The sequence below is a fragment of the Lysinibacillus sp. CD3-6 genome (genome assembly GCF_006351725.2).
GTDB lineage: Bacteria > Bacillota > Bacilli > Bacillales_A > Planococcaceae > Lysinibacillus.
Window position 1 is genome coordinate 804,246 of record NZ_CP085880.1, and the last position, 18,715, is coordinate 822,960.

Below are 18,715 nucleotides of genomic sequence, written 5' to 3' on the forward strand. Positions count from 1 at the left end.
GATGAATAGCTGGAACAATAATTATTGTGGAGGTAATAACAACAATAGTGGCTATGGCTCAACATTTGTTCTAATAGTTGTCCTATTCATTCTTCTTATTATTGTTGGTGCAACTTTTGTAAACTAATTTACTAGCTACTAGTGTTTTCTAAAAAGGTTTTGAGTATTAGGCTTTAACTTTATTTCTGTAAGTATATAAATAGCTTACTAAATTAGGTTAAAGCCTCCAACAGTTGTCATAGATTTTGGGCAAGTGCTATGCGTTTGCTTCCAAACATTAACGACAATGAAGTTGAGGTGGAATTGATAGGAGGGGGAACATGCATCGCTCGTTTTTTAATTCGATTGAACAAAAGACAGGCGTTTCAATGGATGAAATCTTTGCATTAGCAAATGCAATTCAACATGCGGATTTTACCAATGAAAAACAAGTAAGAAAAATTGTACGTCGTGTGGGCAAAGTGTCTAATAGACAAATCACACAAGAGTTGGAAGATAAAATCGTAAACTCCATTATTCAAGATGGTGCTTCACTAGATTTCGAAAAGCTTGCTAAAATGATGAAGTAATACTTCAAAGCTAGCACCATTTGAATATGAAAGAGCTTAAATAGCTACTTAATTAGTAGAAAGCGATTTTCTAAGAAATAAAAAAAGGTGTTACGACTATGCTTTGCATATCGTAACACCTATTAATTAAATCTTTTTTTCCATTGCACGATGTGGTATACCTGCATCCATAAATTCAGGAGATGTTACCGTATAGCCAAGCTTTTCATAAAAGGGAACAGCGTAGCTCTGCGCATGGAGTTTTAATTTCTTTTGGTCGATGGAAATCGCGTATTTTTCCATTTCCTTCATTATTAAAGCCCCAAGTTTTTTGCCACGTTGACTTTGTAAAATACATACGCGTTCAATTTTTGCAGTTTGGTCTTCAATGCTACGGAGACGAGCAGCACCAACTGGTTCATCGCCCTCATACATAATGAAATGTGTTGCAGTTTTATCTTGCGCATCACATTCTAAATGAAGTGGAACACCTTGTTCCTCTACAAAAACCTTTTTTCGAACCGCAAATGCATCATCATGCTCTTTCTCTGTTTCAACAATCTTAACGTTATACAAAAATTATTCAGCTCCAGTCAATCGGAATGTTTCATATGTTGTCCATGACCCATCTTCCAATTGATATAAAAGATGAATACGATCAATACTATCTTTTTCATCAACCCCTGTCATACGGAGTTGGCCAAAAATGTCATCATGCTCTGAATCAGTCATTTTCTGTGCAATTGTAATGTGTGGAACAAATACATGTTTAGAATCCCCAAATGGAATTTTTTCTTCAATTACACGATGGAATGCTTGTAATTGTTCAGTTGGTTCGATGCGGAAATAAATCGCATTTGTTGTTGGGAAAAACGAACTAATGCGTGATGCATGAATGCTTAAAGGTGCTTGATTGGCAGCAATGTCATCTAATTGCTTCACGATAGATTGAATATCTTCTTCCGTTGCATCAAAGCTGTCCTTTAACGTCATATGCGGTGTAATCTTTGCATAATGCGGATCGTAACGCTTGCGATACGTGTTCGCTAAATCTTGCAATTTTTTTGATGGAAATGCCACAATTCCGTACTTCATAGTCCATTACCTCCCGTAAATAAACAATTTTTCTATCTAAGTATAACAGAAAATTCAAAATACGTAATTTGAATCGCCCAACATTAATTGAAATTTTCGATTAATGCACGTCTTAAATCAGGTTTCCAATATTTCCATGTATGATTACCATCGAACTCTTCATAAAATGTAGAAAAGCCTTTGCTTAACATAAGATTATGCAACCGACGATTTGGAGTTAAGAAATCTTTAACAGTTTTATCCATTGTTACAACTTTATCTTCGTTTTTGCCTACGATATGATAAATAGAAATAGCCCCTGGATCTTTGAATTGTTCAACAGCTTTCAGTACATCTTCATCAACATAAGGTGATTGTAAAATAACTTTACCAAAGATGCTTGGATACTTTAAAGCAGCCATTAAGGAAGCGGTTGCAGCCATAGAATCACCAATAACCGCGCGACTCATACCCATTTGGTATGTTGCATATTCAGCATCCAAATAAGGAACAAGTTCATGTGCTAAAAATCGCAAATAGGCTTCATGTTGTTCGCCACTTGGAATATATTTATGTCGGCGATCTTTAATATCTTTATATGGAACGAATGCAATGATTAAATTCTCGATTTCATAGTCATCTATAAGTTCATCGGCTAGTTTTGTAATACCTCCTAGTTGGAAATAGTCTTTACCGTCTGATGCGATTAAAATATTATATTTGTATAGTGGAGAATAATTAGCAGGGACATAAATATATAGCTCTAATTCCTCCTGTAATGCTTCACTATAGAATTTTAAATCTTGTACAGTTCCCTTATCCAATGATGACACTCCTTCATGTGTTTGTGACAAAATTGTACCATATTACGAAAGTAAAGGTATAATAGGTTGGGCTAGCGTAATACTAGCAAAAAAACTGAAATGAGGGTTAGTTATGCACGATAAAAGTATTCGCGTACATTCAGAAGAAGTGGCGAAAGCGGCTCAAGCTGCACTAATTCGTCGTGGTGTAAAATTAGAGGACATTGCTGAAATTGTTTATGAGATGCAAAAATCCTACAATGTAGGTTTAACATTAGAGCATTGTATTCATTCGGTTGAACGTGTATTGCGTAAACGTGAAGTCCAGCATGCACTATTAGTTGGAATAGAGCTAGATGAGCTAGCTGAAAAAGGGCTATTATCATCACCTCTTCAACAAATTATCGAATCTGATGAAGGATTATTCGGAGTAGATGAAACAATTGCGCTGGGGTCTGTGTTTACATATGGAAGTATTGCTGTAACAACATTTGGACATTTAGATAAACAAAAAATCGGTATCATAAAAAAACTCGACACAGAGCCAGGACAGCATGTTAATACATTTTTAGATGATTTAGTTGGCAGTATTGCAGCTTCGGCAGCCTCACGTATTGCGCACCGTATGCGTGACTTAGAAGAGGAAGGCGAAACATTTGCAGATATTGAGCCAGAAGAACTTGGCCCAAAACCAAAACCACATAATGAAATTTAATATTTAATGGTACATCAATGCAATTGATTTCTCCATTAATATAAGCAGGCTTAGACTGTAAATAAACTCGAACATAACCGAGTTTATCTACAGTCTTTTTTGCATAGCAAGTTGATTTTTGCTAAGGCATAGCTTACGATTGTCTAGCATAAAGCCGCGGGTAGATTGGTCGACTAAAGTCGAACAATGGAGTATTACTGTAAGTTTTCTTAACAAATTTAGCAGAAGAAAACAAATCAAAATCATTGTGCTATTCGCCGACTTTATTGATAATAGTATTAAATATTATGAAGGTAAGAAGAGAGGTACTAAAAATGAGTGACAAAGATATTAAGACGTTAATTACTAGCGGAACGATTATATTTGCAGTTGTGTTGTATTTAATATTTAGATGAATTTTGACATCTTCAGTTTTGTATCGAACTGAGGATTTTTGTTATGGAAAATAGAAGGAAGTAGGATTTGAATTTGAAAAAGTTATTTTTTGCATTGTTCTTTTTAACATTGCTTATTAGTGGATGTACGGAAGAAGAATCTAGCACAGAAAGTATAAAAACTGAAGATATACAAGGAATTGTCACTGCCACAAAGGACACTGCTGAAAAGCATGATGTCAGTAAATTTGAAGAATTTGAGCTAGAAAGTGTCATTGACGGTGATACGATAAGAATTAAATATAATGGCAGCTCTGAAAAAGTTCGTTTTTTACTTGTGGATACGCCTGAAACGAATCATGAGACATTAGGCGTCCAACCGTACGGACCTGAGGCGAAAGAATTTACAAAGCAATTATTAGCTGGTCAAGATACGGTTTACTTAGAATTCGATGTGTCCTATCGAGATAAATATAAAAGATTACTAGCATATATTTATACTAAAGATGGTATTAGTGTTCAAGAACAGTTATTAAAAAATGGCTTAGCACGTGTAGCTTATATATATGCTCCAAATACGAAGCATGTCGATTGGTTTAAATCCATTCAAAAAACCGCCCAACAGTCAGCCCTTGGTATCTGGTCAGTGGAAGACTATGTAACAAATCGCGGTTATGATAAAGAAGCCTATTATGCTGCAACAAAAGATCAGAAAGATGATGCTGCAACAAATAATGGCGAATCTAAGAAGACTAATAATAATAGTTGTGTAATTAAAGGAAATATTAATGCGAAAGGAAATAAAATATACCACATGCCTGGTCAACGTGATTATGACAATACTGTAGCGGAAGAAATGTTTTGTACTGAGGAAGAGGCAGTGGAAAATGGATTCGTTCCAGCAAAGCAATAAAATATTTGAAGTTTTATATTTTTAGATTTGAAGCCTCGATAAATAAAGTAATAAACGTGTATGTAATCTATGGATAAGCGCCCATTAGGTTTAGTATTACTTGTTGATGCGCCGACCAATTGCGTGTCTTACGTGTCCAATGCTCTGGCAGCCCTTGTTTTGCTAAATCTTTTCACTTTGAAGGGATGTGGAACAATTCACTTCCGAGCATAAAAAAACCGAACGACTTTTCAATAGTCGTTCGGTTTTTTAGTTTGCTTTTTACTTTTTAGCGTTTATTTTTTCTCCTCTACGGGCTTCGGTAAACCGATGATCGGGTCACCGAGTAAAGGTGTAGATAGGGCGTACATGCCATGGTTGGAAAATGCCCAAATTAAATTTCGGTCCCATTCGACGAAAATGCCGTGTACTGGATTAGAATGATCGCTTGTTGTAGTTGTGCCATCTTCATTTGGAATTTCTCCAGACATCTTCGGCACAAAGTATGCTTCGATTGTTGATTCTGTTGGGTTAGTTACGTCAAAAATTTGGACACCTGCATTGTAGAAGGCATAAGGGATATATTGTTCGCTCGGAACACCTGGATTAATAGTTGCATAGCCACTACGCTTCGGTCCAAAGCTGCCGCGACGTTGGCAAAAGTCTGTGAAAGGTGCTGATTCTGGTGGTGTCGGGCGTTTTAACGTACTAATGATTTTAGGCTTAAGCGGATCGTTGACATCGATTGCGTAAATATCCTTATAAGGCTCATGGCAATCTTCGCTAAGTGGATAGCCGCTATAGTAAACAATGCCTGTGCTTTCGACTTTTGAAACGTCAATATTATCCCCTTCAGTACCGCTAACACTCATAGGCATGTCAATATGTGAAACCGTTTTCATATTTGATGGATCGGATATGTCGACAATATAAAACCCAAAGCCACCCATTGCTGCATAGCCGTATTTGCCACCTTTTTCTACAGGTGTCGGAATGAATAGCGGCATGCGAGCGCCCATCCATGTTGTTTTGTTGCCAGCGCGGGGGTTTTTGTTATAGGCTGCTTCTTCACCTACACGTTGACCTGGCACCCACCAAGTTGAAAGACGTTTCGGATTAGAGGGGTCTGAAATATCAAAAGCCATTTGTGCACCTGAGTATAAATAGCTTTTATACTCTGTATTGCTGAAGGAATCATCAGGTGCACCTGCAACAAATAAATAATCTCCACCATCATAGACAGGTACGTCTTGACAGCCAGAGCCTTCTTGTACAAGGTCACTTGCATTTGCTTTCGCATCTAAAGGTGTTTCAGATAGCAGCTCCCATTCTGAAAATAATGGGCTTGTCACTTCAAAAATACGGAATCCACGCAGCATTTCTTTTTCTTTAATAGCCTTTACTTGCTCAGGGTATTCATACTTATTCGATAGAACACCATAACGTGGTACTTCGTAACATTGAACGGCAATTGTTTTGTCCAACTTTTTATTGTATTTTACTGTCATTGGACCGAAGCGATTGTCTCCCTTATCTGTGTCAATTAATTTATTGGCAATACGCTTGGCGTTTTTAGGATCTGTAATATCGAATACATTGTACATATCTGTTTCAAGATCGTATAAATAGCGACGACCGTCTAGATCGAAAGTAGCTTGCCAGCTATGTCCCCAACCAATAACGTATGGATAGAATGCTTCTACATTCATATTTTTTGTATATTGATTTTGATCTAGATAAGGCAAACTCCCTTCAAATGGTTGTGGACCTTCATTATCTGGTGTTGCGGCTGGGTGAGTGAAAATGCCTGTCTTTGCATCATAGCCCCAACTGTCTTTCGCGGGCTCTTTTGGTTCACCTGGTAAAAGCTTTGTTGTGCCTTCCTTTTTCGTTGGCAGTGGTGCATCAGGTGCATTTTTGTTCAGACCTGTGCGCGGTGCTTCCTGCTTTTCTTCATTTTTAGCTTCATCGTTCGCTGCGGCAGTACCTAAAGACAAGAATAAAATAATGCCCAACATAAGAAAGGTAAAAGCTAAATGACTCAGAAAAGGATGTGACTTAAATTTTTTCATCAACGCAATCCCCCTAGAAATCTATGAATTTTTTAAAGCGTAAGAGCATTTTACTAAAGACATGTAGATTGGATAGGTGACAAATAATTTGAAGCTGAAAAATTGTACTTTAGTTGTTCCGGAACTAAATAAATACTACAATTATATATGACACGGTGTCAACTTTTATTTTCTGAATATTTAGACTTTGTTTCGTTTTAGTTTCCAATCCTTCTATACGCAATAATTAGAGCTCGGAAATTGGTGCCAGGCTAGTAGGTCACACAGAGGGAATTGTGGGGATAATGAAGTGACGAGATTACGTGTCGTGAAATATATGAGAGAATATAATGAGAAACGATTAGAAAAAAATTAGGCTACTTAACTCCCCTATAATTTGGGAAGCAAGCAGCCTAATGAGGTGTTTTATATGTGTCTCACATAACTAGGTCAGTTCTTGATCTAGTTTTTTTATTTGTATAACCCATCGATATACATCGTTGTAATCGTCCATGCGATATCCTCAATAGAGGCAGACGTATCATCACGCACGAGGTCCCATTGGTGGTTTTCATTGATTAAAAACCATGAGCGTGCGACGATATCGATTTTTAAATCTGATCGAACTAAGCCTTGACTTTGCGCATATGTAATATCGCGGATAATAAAATGAATGTTCGTTTTTCGGATGTCATCCCACTTTTCATTCACGGCAGGGGAAAGGCTAATCGCTTCTGCGAATACTTTCATAATATCTTTATTGGATTTTGCCATCGTTAAAAAAGCAGTGACTTGTTTTAAGACAAGCTCTTTTGCTTCTTCTTTGCTAGTAGGGAGGAAAGGTGTGTGTGCCATATCAAGAAATTCCTGCATGACCGTTTCCATGAGTGCGATTAAAATCTCATCTTTTCCTTTGAAGTGTACATAAGCTGTTCCATAACCAGTTTCTGCTCTCTTAATAATTTGAGAGATAGTAGTTTTTTTAAAGCCACATTCATAGAAAACGTCACGCGCGGCATCCAATAATTTTTGTTTCGTTGCGATAGAGCGCATATTTCTTCCGTCGATTTGCTTCGTTTCTCCACTCATAAAATGACCTCCAAGATATGACTTGTTTTATTTATAATAAGCGTGCGATTACTTGATAATCCATTGATTTATTTCATTTAATCATAGACCATTTGAAATATTTTTACAAATGACGTTGAAAAATTTGGTAGAAATAATATTGACACCATGTCAACTTTATTTTAGACTATGAACATATTCAGAAAATTTAAAAAACGGGGGAGAGCATTTTGGGGATTAGAGAAAGCGTTTACAAAAATGAGCAAGCAAAACAATATGATGCGAATGATTCATTTCGATCATACCGCGATGAATTTTATTTACAATCAGGTGTTATTTACATGGATGGCAATTCCTTAGGCTTAATGTCCAAAAGAGCAGAGAGAAATGTCAGTGAATTAATGGAATCGTGGAAAGCATATGGGATTAAAGGGTGGACAACTGGTAAGTATCCATGGTTTTTCATTTCAGAGAAGCTCGGAGAAATGTGTGCACCGCTAATCGGAGCTGAGAAAAACGAAGTCATTATTGCTGGTTCTACGACTTCCAATATTCATCAAGCTGTCGCAACATTTTATAAACCAGAAGGGCGACGAACAAAAATTTTAGCGGATGAATTAACATTTCCATCAGATATTTATGCGCTACAAAGTCAAATAAAGTTAAAAGGCTATGATCCAGATGAGCATTTAGTACGTGTGAAAAGTCGTGATGGCAAGCTAATTTTAGAAGAGGATATTATCGCGGCAATGACAGATGAGATAGCGCTCATATTGCTGCCAACTGTCCTTTACAGAAGTGGTCAGCTACTAGATATAAAACGCTTAACTGCTGAAGCACAAGCAAGAGGCATTTGCATTGGCTTTGATGCTTGTCATTCCATTGGGGCAATTCCGCATTACTTCAGTGAGTGGAATGTTGATTTTGCTATATGGTGTAACTATAAGTATCTCAACGGTGGTCCTGGTTCAGTCGCTGGCTTGTATGTGAATAAAAAGCATTTCGGAATTCATCCTGGCTTAGCTGGCTGGTACAGCTCCAAAAAAGATAAACAGTTTGATATGGCACATACATTAGATGTGGAAGAATCTGCAGGGGCATTTCAAATGGGTACACCGCACGTGCTGAGCTTAGCCCCTATAATCGGCTCATTAGAAATGTTTGCGGAGGCTGGTATCGAAAATATTCGTCAAAAATCATTAAAGCTTACACGATATATGATGGACTTAATCGAGCAAGAGCTAACTGAGCTTGGCTTTTCAATTGGCAATCCAGATGAAGATGATAGACGAGGGGGGCATGTTTGCTTAGAGCATGATGAGGCGGTTCGAATTTGCAAAGCTTTAATTGATAAGGGTGTCATTCCAGACTTTAGACCGCCTAATATTATTCGTCTCGCACCAATCGCCTTTTATACATCATTCGAGGAGGTGTGGGAAACCGTCGAAATATTAAAGGCAATCGTGACAGAAAAGCAATATGAAAAGTACGGGAAGGAAAGAAATGTAGTATCTTAAACGACAATATCAAAGGGGGGAAATGTATGTCACAAGACAATCGTTTGCAAGATATCGTTGAAAGAGAAAAGGGATTAAGTCAGAGCTTAACGACACGTCAGTTGACGATGATTGCCATTGGTGGAGCAATCGGGACCGGGTTATTTTTAGGAAGTGGCTTGGCAATTGGCTTGGCAGGGCCAAGTGTCATTATTAGCTATACAATCGGTGCATTAATTGCATTATTACTTATGGGCTGCTTAGCAGAAATGACTGTAGCTCATCCAGTGACAGGGTCGTTTGGTGCCTATGCTGAGAAGTATATTAATCCGTGGGCTGGCTTTACGGTACGCTATTCGTATTGGTTTAGTTTAGTATGTGCAATCGGGACGGAGGTTACAGCTGTAGCCGTTTATATGAAGTATTGGTTTCCGACCGTGCCTGCCATCGTTTGGATAGTCTTGTTTGCAGCAGTGCTTATGTATGTCAACGCAACAACGGTCAAATTATTTGGTGCTGTTGAATATTGGTTTTCAATCATTAAAGTGGCTGCGATTGTTGGATTTATTATTCTAGCGGTATATGTCATTGTTGGCGCGGATAGTAGCGCAGCTATTGGTACTCAAAATTATACAAATGACGGTGGATTCTTCCCTAATGGGGTATGGGGAATGTGGATTGCTATATTTGTATCGTTGTTCAGTTATTTAAGTATTGAAATGATTGCTGTTAGTGCTGGTGAAGCAAAGGATCCGGAAAAAGCAGTGCCGATCGCGCTTCGTTCAGCCGTTGTTCGACTTGTACTGTTTTACTTATTAACACTTTCTTTAATGCTGATGATCGTGCCTTGGGGGATGGCAGGAATCGATAAGAGTCCATTCGTAAAAGTAATGGAAATTATGAATATCCCAGGAGCAGCAGCTATTATGAATTTCGTCGTACTTGTAGCAGCGCTTTCTGCGATGAATAGTCAATTATATATTTCTACACGTATGATGTTTTCTTTATCAAGAGGTGGCTATGCCCCGAAAGTATTAGGTAAATTAAATAGTAAAAACGTACCTTCAGTTGCATTATTTGCTTCTGTTATCGGTATCGCCATCGCGACAATTTTTACAGTTGTCAGACCAGATGCAGCTTTTGCAACGATGATTTCGCTTTCTAGCTTTGGTGCGATGTTTGCTTGGTTTATGATTTTTATTACACATCTGTTCTTCCGTAAAAAATGGAATGAAACGAACGGGCGCAAATTACCAGTAAGAATGATTGGTTATCCGTACTTAACAATTTTCGGAGCAGTCCTGTTAACGTCTGTTGTACTATCAACATGGTTCTCACCAGACTTTAAAGCTACATTAACACTAGGGTTCCCTTGGTTAATCTTTATTACAGTTTGTTACTTCTTCTGGAAGAAGGCGAACACGAAATCTTCGGTTATTGTAGAAGATACTACAGAGAGCTCAGGAAGCGGGATTATTTAGCTGTAGGCAATCATGGTATGCAGTCGGTAAGCCATTTCAGCACGGTTTTAAAATCCATAAAAAAACATAAATATAAAATTTTAGAGGAGTGGTTTTCGTATGGCAACATTACAAGCATTTAATCTATTAAAATGGATCGAAGAAAATAAGCATTCTTTAAAGCCACCTGTTAACAATAAAGTGCTATGGGAGGATTCGGAGTTTATTTGTATGATTTTGGGCGGACCTAATCGCCGTCGAGATTTCCATGTCGATCCATCTGATGAGTTCTTTTATCAAATTAAAGGCGATTGCTTCGTTGAGGTAATTAATGAAGGAAAGCGTGAAGTGATTACAATTAAAGAAGGGGAAGTGTTCATGCTACCAGCCAATGTGCCGCACTCTCCTCATCGAATTGCTGACACATATGGACTTGTCGTAGAAAGGAAGCGAGCAGAGGGAGAGCTAGAGGACTTCGTATGGTTCTGTGAAAACTGTGATCAACAAATGCACAAAAAAACAGTGCAATTAACAGATATCGAAACACAAGTGAAAGGTGCAATTGAAGAATTCAATGGTAGTTTAGAGCTGCGCACATGTAAAAATTGCGGTCATGTAATGTCTGAAGAAGTGAGTTTATGGCAATGCGAGTAGATTTCCATACGCATATTATTCCAGAGGATATTCCTAACTTTGTGGAGAAGTTTGGCGGAGAGCGCTGGCCAACATTAGAAAAAACATGTACATGTGGTGCGAATATTATGGTGGCAGGAAAAGTGTTTAGAGAAGTGACAGACCAAGTATGGAGCCCAGAAAAACGCATACAGGATATGGATGCTGAAGGGGTGGATATACAAGTATTGTCCCCGATTCCTGTGACGTTTTCCTATTGGGCGGAGCCACATGCGGCAGAGGAAATGGCTCGTATTCAAAACGACTTTATTGCGAATACGGTGAAGCAATATCCGAAGCGATTTATCGGTCTTGGCACAGTGCCACTCCAAGATGTAGAGGTAGCTATTCGTGAAATGGATCGTTGCATACATGAGCTAGGGCTTAAAGGCATCGAAATCGGGACGAATATAAACGGCAAAAATTTAGACGACCCAGCTTTTACAGCATTTTTCGAAATGGCGGAGAAATGGCAAGTTCCTTTATTTATTCACCCGTGGGAAACGCTTGGGAAGGACCGAATGCCACGCCATAATTTTATGTACACGGTAGGAATGCCAAGTGAAACTGCGCTTGCGGCTGCTAGTCTTATTAACGGCGGAGTTATCGAAAAATTCCCAAAACTTAAAGTGTGTTTTGCACACGGTGGCGGCTCTTTTCCTTATATTTTACCTCGCTTAGATCAAGGGTGGAAAGTATGGCCACATCTACGCTTAACGAGTAAACCACCGAGCTATTATGCGAAAAATTTCTATTTTGATTCTTTAAATTATGATCCGCTAAATCTTCAATATTTAATTGATCGATTTGGAGTAGACAAAATTGTGATGGGCTCAGACTATCCCTTCTTATTAAGGGAAATCCCACCAGGGAAGATAGTGGATGAGACACTTCATCTTTCAGAAGAACAAAGAAGGGATATTTTAGGAAGAAATGCCCTAGCCTTTTTAAATATCGAGATAAAGGAAGAGATCGAATCATGACACCAGAGGAAAGACTTGCACAGTTAGGACTTGAATTACCACCTTTACGTCCTGCTTGGGGAGACTATGTAGGTTGTGTAAGGACAGGCAATCTTTTATTTACCGCAGGACAGGGTGTGGATCAGTACCACGGTAAGCTAGGGAGAGATTTGACGACAGAAGAAGGCTATTTAGCAGCACAGCAATCGATGCTTAACCTACTCAGTGTAGTGAAACATGAAATAGGCGAATTAAGTAAAGTGAAGCAATTTGTCAAAGTATTAGGGATGGTAAATTGCACGGAGGATTTCATTGAGCAGCCTAAAGTAATGAATGGAGCCTCAGATTTAATTGGGAAGGTTTTCGGAGAGAAGGGTAAGCACGGGCGCTCTGCTGTTGGTATGGCTCAATTACCTAATAATACAGCAATCGAAATAGAGATGATTATTGAAATCGAAGAATAGGAGGAGTGGCATTGATTAATGAAAAAGTAATCGAAGGAAAATATTTAAAAGATGCCAAACTATTCATTGGTGGCCATTATGTAGAAGCCTTATCAGGTGAAACTTTCGATACGATTAATCCCGCTACAAATGAAATATTAGCATCAGTAGCAAATGGCGGACAAGAAGATGCAAAGCGCGCAATAGAAGTTGCACATAAAACATTTGCTAGTGGTGTATGGAGCAAGATGCCTGTTGAGGAGCGCTCCCGCATTTTATGCAAAATGGCTGATTTAATAATGAAGAATGTTGAAAAACTTGCCTATGTCGAAACGTTAGACGTAGGTAAGCCAATACGGGAGAGTCTAGAATTTGATATACCTCGAGCGGCTGCTAACTTCCGTTTCTTCGTGGAGATGGCGAAATATATGACGCACGAGCATTATGATCAAAGCAAGCATTACTCATATGTGCAGTATGCCCCAGTCGGTGTGACAAGCTTAATTATTCCGTGGAACTTGCCGTTTATGCAAATGACGTGGAAGGCATCTGCTGCTCTTGCTGTAGGTAATACCGTTGTCATCAAGCCTGCATCTTATACACCGCTAAGTGCCATCATGCTTGGAGAAATAGCGAATGAGGCGGGATTACCTCCAGGGGTGCTAAATATTCTGACAGGTCCAGGTGGTATTGTGGGAACAGAAATGGCGACAAACCCTGCTGTGAAGAGAATCTCCTTCGTGGGTGAATCAAATACAGGAAAAACGGTTATGCGTAATGCTGCTCAAAATTTAATCCCAGTTTCGTTAGAGCTTGGTGGCAAATCAGCTAATATTGTGTTTGAAGATGCTGATTTAGAAGAAGCAGTATCAGGGTCAATCGAAGCCATTTATCGCAATCAAGGAGAAATTTGCTTAGCAGGCTCCCGAATTTTAGTGCAGGTAAGTATTTATGATCAATTTTTAGATAAATTCGTGGCAGCTGTGAAACAAATTAAAGTCGGAAACCCGCTCGATATGACAACAGATATGGGTGCTTTAGTTTCGAAGGGGCATTTAAAGCTTGTAGATGAGTATGTGAAAATTGGTCTAGCTGAAGGGGCGAAACTAGCTTACGGTGGTAAGGCTGTCGCTACATTACCTGAAGGGAACTTCTATGAGCCGACTGTTTTGTACGATGTCAATAATCATATGCGCGTTGCTCAAGAGGAAATATTTGGTCCTGTCCCTGTCATTATTCCATTTAAAACAGAAGAAGAAGCTATTCAGATAGCGAACGATTCTATTTATGGATTGGCAGGGGTAGTATGGACGAATGATTTACGGAGAGGACAGCGTGTGACAGCCCAAATTCATGCGGGCTTATTATGGGTGAATTGCTGGTATGTGCGGGATTTAAGGACTCCATTTGGTGGAGCGAAAGCTAGTGGTATTGGGCGCGAAGGCGGTCGTCATAGCTTTGAGTTCTATAGTGAAACAAAAACAATTACCGTGAAAAAATAAGGAATGAATAAACAAACAAAAGTTGGTATAGCAACCGCTTTTGTTTGTTTTACTAAGGAGAGTGAATGTGGTGTCAGAGAAAATTAAGCATTATGCCACACAATTACTAACAGCTGAAAAAACAATGCAAAGCATCGTTCCTTTAACAGAGTCGGATGCAAGTTTAAGCATAAAGGATGCTTATGAAATACAGCTTGAAACAGTAAAAATGAAGCTGGATGAAGGTCGACACGTCGTTGGTAAAAAGGTTGGTTTAACAAGTGTAGCTATGAAAAAAATGCTCCATGTGGACGAGCCAGATTATGGTCATATATTAGATGATATGGTGTTTGGAAATGAAGCTATTATAAAAGTGTCTAGCATGCTTTCCCCAAAAATTGAGGCGGAAATTGGTTTCGTACTTGGAGAGGATTTAGTAGGACCGAATGTAACCTTTCTCGATGTCATGATGGCTACTGACTATATCGTGCCGACAATTGAAGTAATTGATAGCAGAGTAGAGGAGTGGCGCATTAAATTAATTGATACAGTAGCTGATAATGGCTCGTCTGCAAAGGTCATCGTCGGACATGAAAAGGCGAAGGTAAATGAAGTTGATTTACGGACAGCAAGCATGGCACTTTACAAAAATGGAGAGCTACTCGCGACAGGGGCAGGGGCTGCTGCACTGGGACACCCTGCACACGCTATTGCTTGGTTGGCAAATAAATTACATGAGTTTGGCATTACACTTAAAAAAGGCGAGCTTATTTTACCTGGCGCTTTATCTGCGGCAGTTGTAGTAAATGTTGGGGATAGGATTGAAGCGAAATTTGGAGGCATCGGATCAGTAACAGTTCACTTTGAATAATGTGAAAGGAGAGAAGGATATGGGCAAAATCAAAGCAGCTATACTGGGCACAGGAAACATAGGCACTGATTTGCTTTATAAATTAGAGCGCAGTGAAGTGATTGAAGTGGTGGCGATGATTGGGATAGATTCACAATCAGAAGGTTTGAAGCGTGCAGCAGAGAAAGGGTATGCGACATATTCAAATGGCATCGAAGCTATCGTTGCCAATCCTAACATGGCGGCTATCGTGTTTGACGCCACATCAGCGAAAGCTCACGTACGCCATGCGAAAGTATTGAAGGAGCTAGGAATTTTAGCGATTGATTTAACACCAGCAGCAAGAGGACCGTTCTTTTGTCCAGCAGTGGGGACTACGGAAAACTTACTCGATTTACACAATGTCAATATGATTACGTGTGGTGGCCAGGCGACGATTCCGATCGTCTATGCGGTCAACCAAGTTGCAGATGTACTATATGGGGAAATTGTGGCGACTATTTCAAGCTTAAGTGCAGGACCAGGGACGAGGGAAAATATTGACGAGTTTACAATTACGACGCGCCGTGGAATCGAAGAAGTAGGTGGAGCAAATACTGGAAAAGCGCTCATTATTTTAAACCCTGCAGACCCACCTATCCTTATGCGAGACACGATTTATTGTGAAGTGAAAAATATGAAAGAAGAGGCAATTCGTGATTCTATTTATACAATGGTAGAGAAAGTGAAGGCATATGTGCCAGGCTATCGTCTCAGACAGGAGCCATTATTTGATGGCAATCGTGTAACAATCTTTATAGAAGTAGAAGGTGCTGGAGATTATTTCCCTCCGTATGCAGGGAATTTAGATATTATGACAGCTGCTGCAACACGTGTTGCGGAAGATTTTGCGCGGGCCATGTTAGAAAGAACGACATTAGAGACGCATTAAGAAAGGGGGCAGAATACATGAATTTGCAAGTTAATAAACCCATTCGATTAACAGAAGTGTGCCTCCGAGATGGCAGTCATGTCGTGGCACATCAATTTACAGAGCAGCAAGTACGAGATGTTGTAAGAGGATTAGATGATGCAGGCATGCATTATATAGAAGTAAGTCACGGAGATGGCCTTGGAGGCTCCACTTTTCAGTATGGCAAATCGCTCGTTAATGAGATGAAGCTCATTGAAGCAGCTGTTGCTGCATGTACCAAGTCAAAAGTTGCTGTGCTGTTAATACCAGGCATTGGTACTGTACACGAATTGAAGCAGGCAAATGATTTAGGTGCTCGCTTAGTGCGTGTGGCTACACATGTAACAGAAGCGGATGTGTCAGCACAACATATGAGCAAGGCACGCGAGCTAGGGATGGAGACAGTAGGCTTTTTAATGATGGCTCATTCTGCACCTGTAGAAAAGTTAGTGGAGCAAGCGAAGAAAATGGAAAGCTACGGTGCTGAAGCGGTTTATATAACAGATTCTGCTGGCGCATTGCTGCCGCATGAGGTGCGTGAGCGTGTGCGCGCTTTACGACAATCGTTGCAAATAGAAGTAGGATTCCACGCTCATAACAATTTATCTTTGGCAGTGGCGAACACGGTCGTTGCTATAGAGGAAGGAGCGACACGGATTGACGGGAGTGTGCGCTGTTTAGGAGCAGGTGCAGGAAATACGCAAACAGAAGTGCTATTAGCTGTGCTAGACCGCATGGGAATAGATGTAAGTATTGATTTATATAAAATGATGGATGTCGCAGAAAATATTGTAGGCCCTCTCTTGCCAGGCTCGCAGGAAATTCGAAAGGGGAGCTTAGCATTAGGGTATGCAGGGGTGTATTCAAGCTTCCTGCTTCATGCAGAGCGTGCGGGGAAGAAATTTGGTCTTGATCCACGCGATATACTGATTGAATTAGGTAAACAAAAAGTAGTAGGTGGCCAGGAGGATATGATTATCGATGTCGCTGCTGAGCTCGCTAAAAAAAGGGAAATTGAGGTGTGAAAATGACGGTACAAATAAATCAGCAAAAATTGGTTGATTATTTATATGAGGCAGAGCGTGATGTAAAGGAAGTCATCAAGCTGACAGATGACTACCCACAGTTGACGATACAGGAGGCTTATCGGATACAGGATGCTTTACTAGTGCGCAAGCTAGAGGAGAATGGCACGAAGCAAGTAGGCGTAAAGCTAGGGTTAACGAGTAAAGTAAAGCAGCAGATGATGGGAGTCAACGAAGCGATTTATGGCTATTTACATAGTGATATGCTCGCGCTAGAATGGGAAACGATTGAATTTTCACAGCTCATTCATCCAAAAGTTGAACCTGAGATTGCCTTTTTTTTAGGTGAGGATTTGGCGGGGGAGGCAGTTACAGAGGCGGATGTTGTAAAGGCAACAAAATATGTCGCACCTGCCCTTGAAGTAATAGATAGCCGTTATAAAGATTTTCGCTTTACATTAGCAGATGTGATTGCAGATAATTGTTCCTCGGCGAAATTTATTGTTGGTAGTAAGTGGGTTTCTCCTCATATGCTTGATTTGGGACAAATCGGCATGGTACTAAGTAAAAACAGCACTGTGGAGCAAACAGGCTCAAGCGCGGCTGTATTAGGGCATCCTGCTACTGCCATTGTGTGGGCAGTGAAAGAATTAGCCAAGGTAGGAAAAGGCTTTAAAAAAGGCGATATTATTTTAAGTGGTGCGATGTCTGAGGCGATTTCTTTTCAGCCAGGGGATACAGTCGTAGCAGATTTCGATGTGCTCGGTAGTGTGACATTATCTTGTAATTAAAGGTCAGTGCTTTGCTCTTCTTAATTGTCAAAAGACGATTGCAACCTCAAATGATCCAAGTAGCAATAAGAGTTTTGTAACATTAAAGGGAATAAAATATACCACATGCCAGGGTAACGTGAAAGAAATCCAGCGGAAAATTATTTTGCTTATACTGTATTCTTCAAGTAAATAGCCCCGTAAAAGTTAGACATTAAATCTAACCTTTACGGGGCATTTTAATTAGAGTTTTTTAACAAAATAATTAGATATAAGCTTTAAGAAATAACTCTTCCTTTACCAAAAGGGATACATAAAGGCGTTCCATAAATAGGATCATTTGTCATCTGACATTCTAAATCGAAAACATGTTTGACTAAAGAGGTTGTCATAATTTCTTCAGGTTTTCCTTGTTGGTAAACGCCTCGGTCACGCACCGTAATAATGTGATCAGCATATCGACATGCTAAATTAATATCATGTAGAACCATAACGATTGTTCTATTTTGTTTATTTAACTCAAAGAGTAAGTCTAAAATTTCAATTTGATGTGTTAAATCTAAGTAAGTTGTAGGTTCATCTAATAAAATAATATCTGTATCTTGAGCTAGTGTCATAGCAATCCAAGCACGTTGACGTTGACCACCTGAAAGCTCGTCCACTGGTTTATCTTGCAACTGATCAACGCCTGTCGCTTTTAAGGCGTTTAACACGATTGCTTCATCTTCTTCAGTCCATTGCTTCCGCCAGCTTTGATGAGGATAACGGCCTTGTTTAACAAGTTGTAACACTGTTAACCCTTCTGGAGCAACTGGTGATTGAGGAAGAATGGAAAGCTTTTTAGCTACTTGTTTCGTCGATAACTTAAAAACATCTTGACCATCTAATAATACTGTACCTTGCTTCGGCTTTAATAATCGAGCAATTGAACGCAAAAGTGTCGATTTTCCACAACCGTTGGCCCCAATTAGCACAGTAATTTCATTCATAGGAATAGATAGATTAAGATCTTCAATAATATTGGAATCACCATAATTTAATGTAAGTGATTTAGTTTCTAACGTTTTAGTCATGAAGTT

Annotated in this window: 20 protein-coding genes; 14 read left to right on the top strand and 6 right to left on the bottom strand. The window is 39.4% G+C overall.

Features of this window, described 5'->3' with window-relative positions; all coding sequences use genetic code 11:
- Nucleotide 1: 1 nt before the first annotated feature.
- Together FH508_RS24080 and FH508_RS03620 are read left to right on the top strand one after the other, a co-directional pair.
- Complete coding sequence (locus FH508_RS24080; RefSeq protein WP_173478133.1) at nucleotides 2–127, top strand: YjcZ family sporulation protein; 126 nt, start codon at nucleotides 2–4, stop codon at nucleotides 125–127.
- A 193-nt stretch (nucleotides 128–320) separates the two neighbouring features.
- On the top strand, nucleotides 321–569 hold the full coding sequence (locus FH508_RS03620; protein WP_173478067.1) for a stage VI sporulation protein F: 249 nt from the start codon (nucleotides 321–323) through the stop codon (nucleotides 567–569).
- Between the two features lie 126 nt (nucleotides 570–695).
- Here the strand turns inward: FH508_RS03620 and FH508_RS03625 are convergent, their stop codons facing one another.
- The 3 genes from FH508_RS03625 to FH508_RS03635 all read right to left on the bottom strand — a co-directional run bounded on the left by FH508_RS03625 (nucleotide 696) and on the right by FH508_RS03635 (nucleotide 2,446).
- Complete coding sequence (locus tag FH508_RS03625; RefSeq protein WP_173478066.1) at nucleotides 696–1,124, bottom strand: GNAT family N-acetyltransferase; 429 nt, start codon at nucleotides 1,122–1,124, stop codon at nucleotides 696–698.
- Nucleotides 1,125–1,127: 3 nt separating this feature from the next.
- A complete protein-coding gene (locus FH508_RS03630) occupies nucleotides 1,128–1,643 on the bottom strand; it encodes a YjcG family protein (RefSeq protein WP_173478065.1) in 516 nt (171 codons plus the stop codon).
- 83 nt (nucleotides 1,644–1,726) lie between these two features.
- Nucleotides 1,727–2,446 (bottom strand): alpha/beta hydrolase, encoded by a 720-nt coding sequence (locus FH508_RS03635; protein ID WP_139860172.1) that lies wholly within the window; start codon nucleotides 2,444–2,446, stop codon nucleotides 1,727–1,729.
- Between the two features lie 112 nt (nucleotides 2,447–2,558).
- Between FH508_RS03635 and FH508_RS03640 the strand changes: the two genes are divergently transcribed.
- Entirely contained in the window at nucleotides 2,559–3,140 is a 582-nt protein-coding gene (locus FH508_RS03640) for a phosphatidylglycerophosphatase A family protein (protein ID WP_139860170.1), read from the top strand.
- Nucleotides 3,141–3,608: 468 nt separating this feature from the next.
- A complete protein-coding gene (locus FH508_RS03645; RefSeq protein ID WP_139860168.1) occupies nucleotides 3,609–4,427 on the top strand; it encodes a thermonuclease family protein in 819 nt (272 codons plus the stop codon).
- Between the two features lie 275 nt (nucleotides 4,428–4,702).
- Here FH508_RS03645 and FH508_RS03650 read toward each other — a convergent pair whose 3' ends face one another.
- Nucleotides 4,703–6,478 carry an LVIVD repeat-containing protein gene (locus FH508_RS03650; protein ID WP_173478064.1) on the bottom strand — a complete coding sequence of 592 codons (1,776 nt, stop codon included), beginning with the start codon at nucleotides 6,476–6,478 and terminating at the stop codon, nucleotides 4,703–4,705.
- A 450-nt stretch (nucleotides 6,479–6,928) separates the two neighbouring features.
- On the bottom strand, nucleotides 6,929–7,546 hold the full coding sequence (locus tag FH508_RS03655; RefSeq protein WP_173478063.1) for a TetR/AcrR family transcriptional regulator: 618 nt from the start codon (nucleotides 7,544–7,546) through the stop codon (nucleotides 6,929–6,931).
- A gap of 215 nt (nucleotides 7,547–7,761) precedes the next feature.
- Between FH508_RS03655 and kynU the strand changes: the two genes are divergently transcribed.
- The 10 genes from kynU (at nucleotide 7,762) to FH508_RS03705 (ending at nucleotide 17,657) form a co-directional block, all read left to right on the top strand.
- Complete coding sequence (kynU, locus tag FH508_RS03660) at nucleotides 7,762–9,042, top strand: kynureninase (protein ID WP_173478132.1); 1,281 nt, start codon at nucleotides 7,762–7,764, stop codon at nucleotides 9,040–9,042.
- 26 nt (nucleotides 9,043–9,068) lie between these two features.
- Nucleotides 9,069–10,502, top strand: a complete 1,434-nt coding sequence (locus FH508_RS03665) for an amino acid permease (RefSeq protein WP_139859709.1) — start codon at nucleotides 9,069–9,071, stop codon at nucleotides 10,500–10,502.
- Between the two features lie 99 nt (nucleotides 10,503–10,601).
- A complete protein-coding gene (locus tag FH508_RS03670) occupies nucleotides 10,602–11,135 on the top strand; it encodes a 3-hydroxyanthranilate 3,4-dioxygenase (protein ID WP_139859707.1) in 534 nt (177 codons plus the stop codon).
- Complete coding sequence (locus FH508_RS03675) at nucleotides 11,120–12,136, top strand: amidohydrolase family protein (RefSeq protein ID WP_228134376.1); 1,017 nt, start codon at nucleotides 11,120–11,122, stop codon at nucleotides 12,134–12,136. Before FH508_RS03670 ends, FH508_RS03675 begins: the two co-directional genes overlap by 16 nt.
- A complete protein-coding gene (locus tag FH508_RS03680) occupies nucleotides 12,133–12,579 on the top strand; it encodes a RidA family protein (protein WP_139859705.1) in 447 nt (148 codons plus the stop codon). The genes FH508_RS03675 and FH508_RS03680 overlap by 4 nt, the downstream gene beginning before the upstream one ends.
- A gap of 11 nt (nucleotides 12,580–12,590) precedes the next feature.
- Complete coding sequence (locus FH508_RS03685; protein ID WP_217270171.1) at nucleotides 12,591–14,060, top strand: aldehyde dehydrogenase; 1,470 nt, start codon at nucleotides 12,591–12,593, stop codon at nucleotides 14,058–14,060.
- A 124-nt stretch (nucleotides 14,061–14,184) separates the two neighbouring features.
- The gene (locus tag FH508_RS03690) at nucleotides 14,185–14,910 is read left to right on the top strand and encodes a 2-keto-4-pentenoate hydratase (protein ID WP_139860648.1); all 726 of its coding nucleotides are present in this window, start codon (nucleotides 14,185–14,187) and stop codon (nucleotides 14,908–14,910) included.
- A gap of 19 nt (nucleotides 14,911–14,929) precedes the next feature.
- On the top strand, nucleotides 14,930–15,820 hold the full coding sequence (locus FH508_RS03695; RefSeq protein ID WP_139860642.1) for an acetaldehyde dehydrogenase (acetylating): 891 nt from the start codon (nucleotides 14,930–14,932) through the stop codon (nucleotides 15,818–15,820).
- A 17-nt stretch (nucleotides 15,821–15,837) separates the two neighbouring features.
- Nucleotides 15,838–16,866, top strand: coding sequence for a 4-hydroxy-2-oxovalerate aldolase (gene dmpG / locus FH508_RS03700; RefSeq protein WP_139860645.1), 1,029 nt, complete (start codon nucleotides 15,838–15,840; stop codon nucleotides 16,864–16,866).
- Nucleotides 16,867–16,868: 2 nt separating this feature from the next.
- Nucleotides 16,869–17,657 carry a 2-keto-4-pentenoate hydratase gene (locus FH508_RS03705; RefSeq protein ID WP_173478062.1) on the top strand — a complete coding sequence of 263 codons (789 nt, stop codon included), beginning with the start codon at nucleotides 16,869–16,871 and terminating at the stop codon, nucleotides 17,655–17,657.
- Between the two features lie 257 nt (nucleotides 17,658–17,914).
- Here the strand turns inward: FH508_RS03705 and FH508_RS03710 are convergent, their stop codons facing one another.
- Nucleotides 17,915–18,709, bottom strand: a complete 795-nt coding sequence (locus FH508_RS03710; RefSeq protein ID WP_173478061.1) for an ABC transporter ATP-binding protein — start codon at nucleotides 18,707–18,709, stop codon at nucleotides 17,915–17,917.
- Nucleotides 18,710–18,715 lie beyond the last annotated feature (6 nt).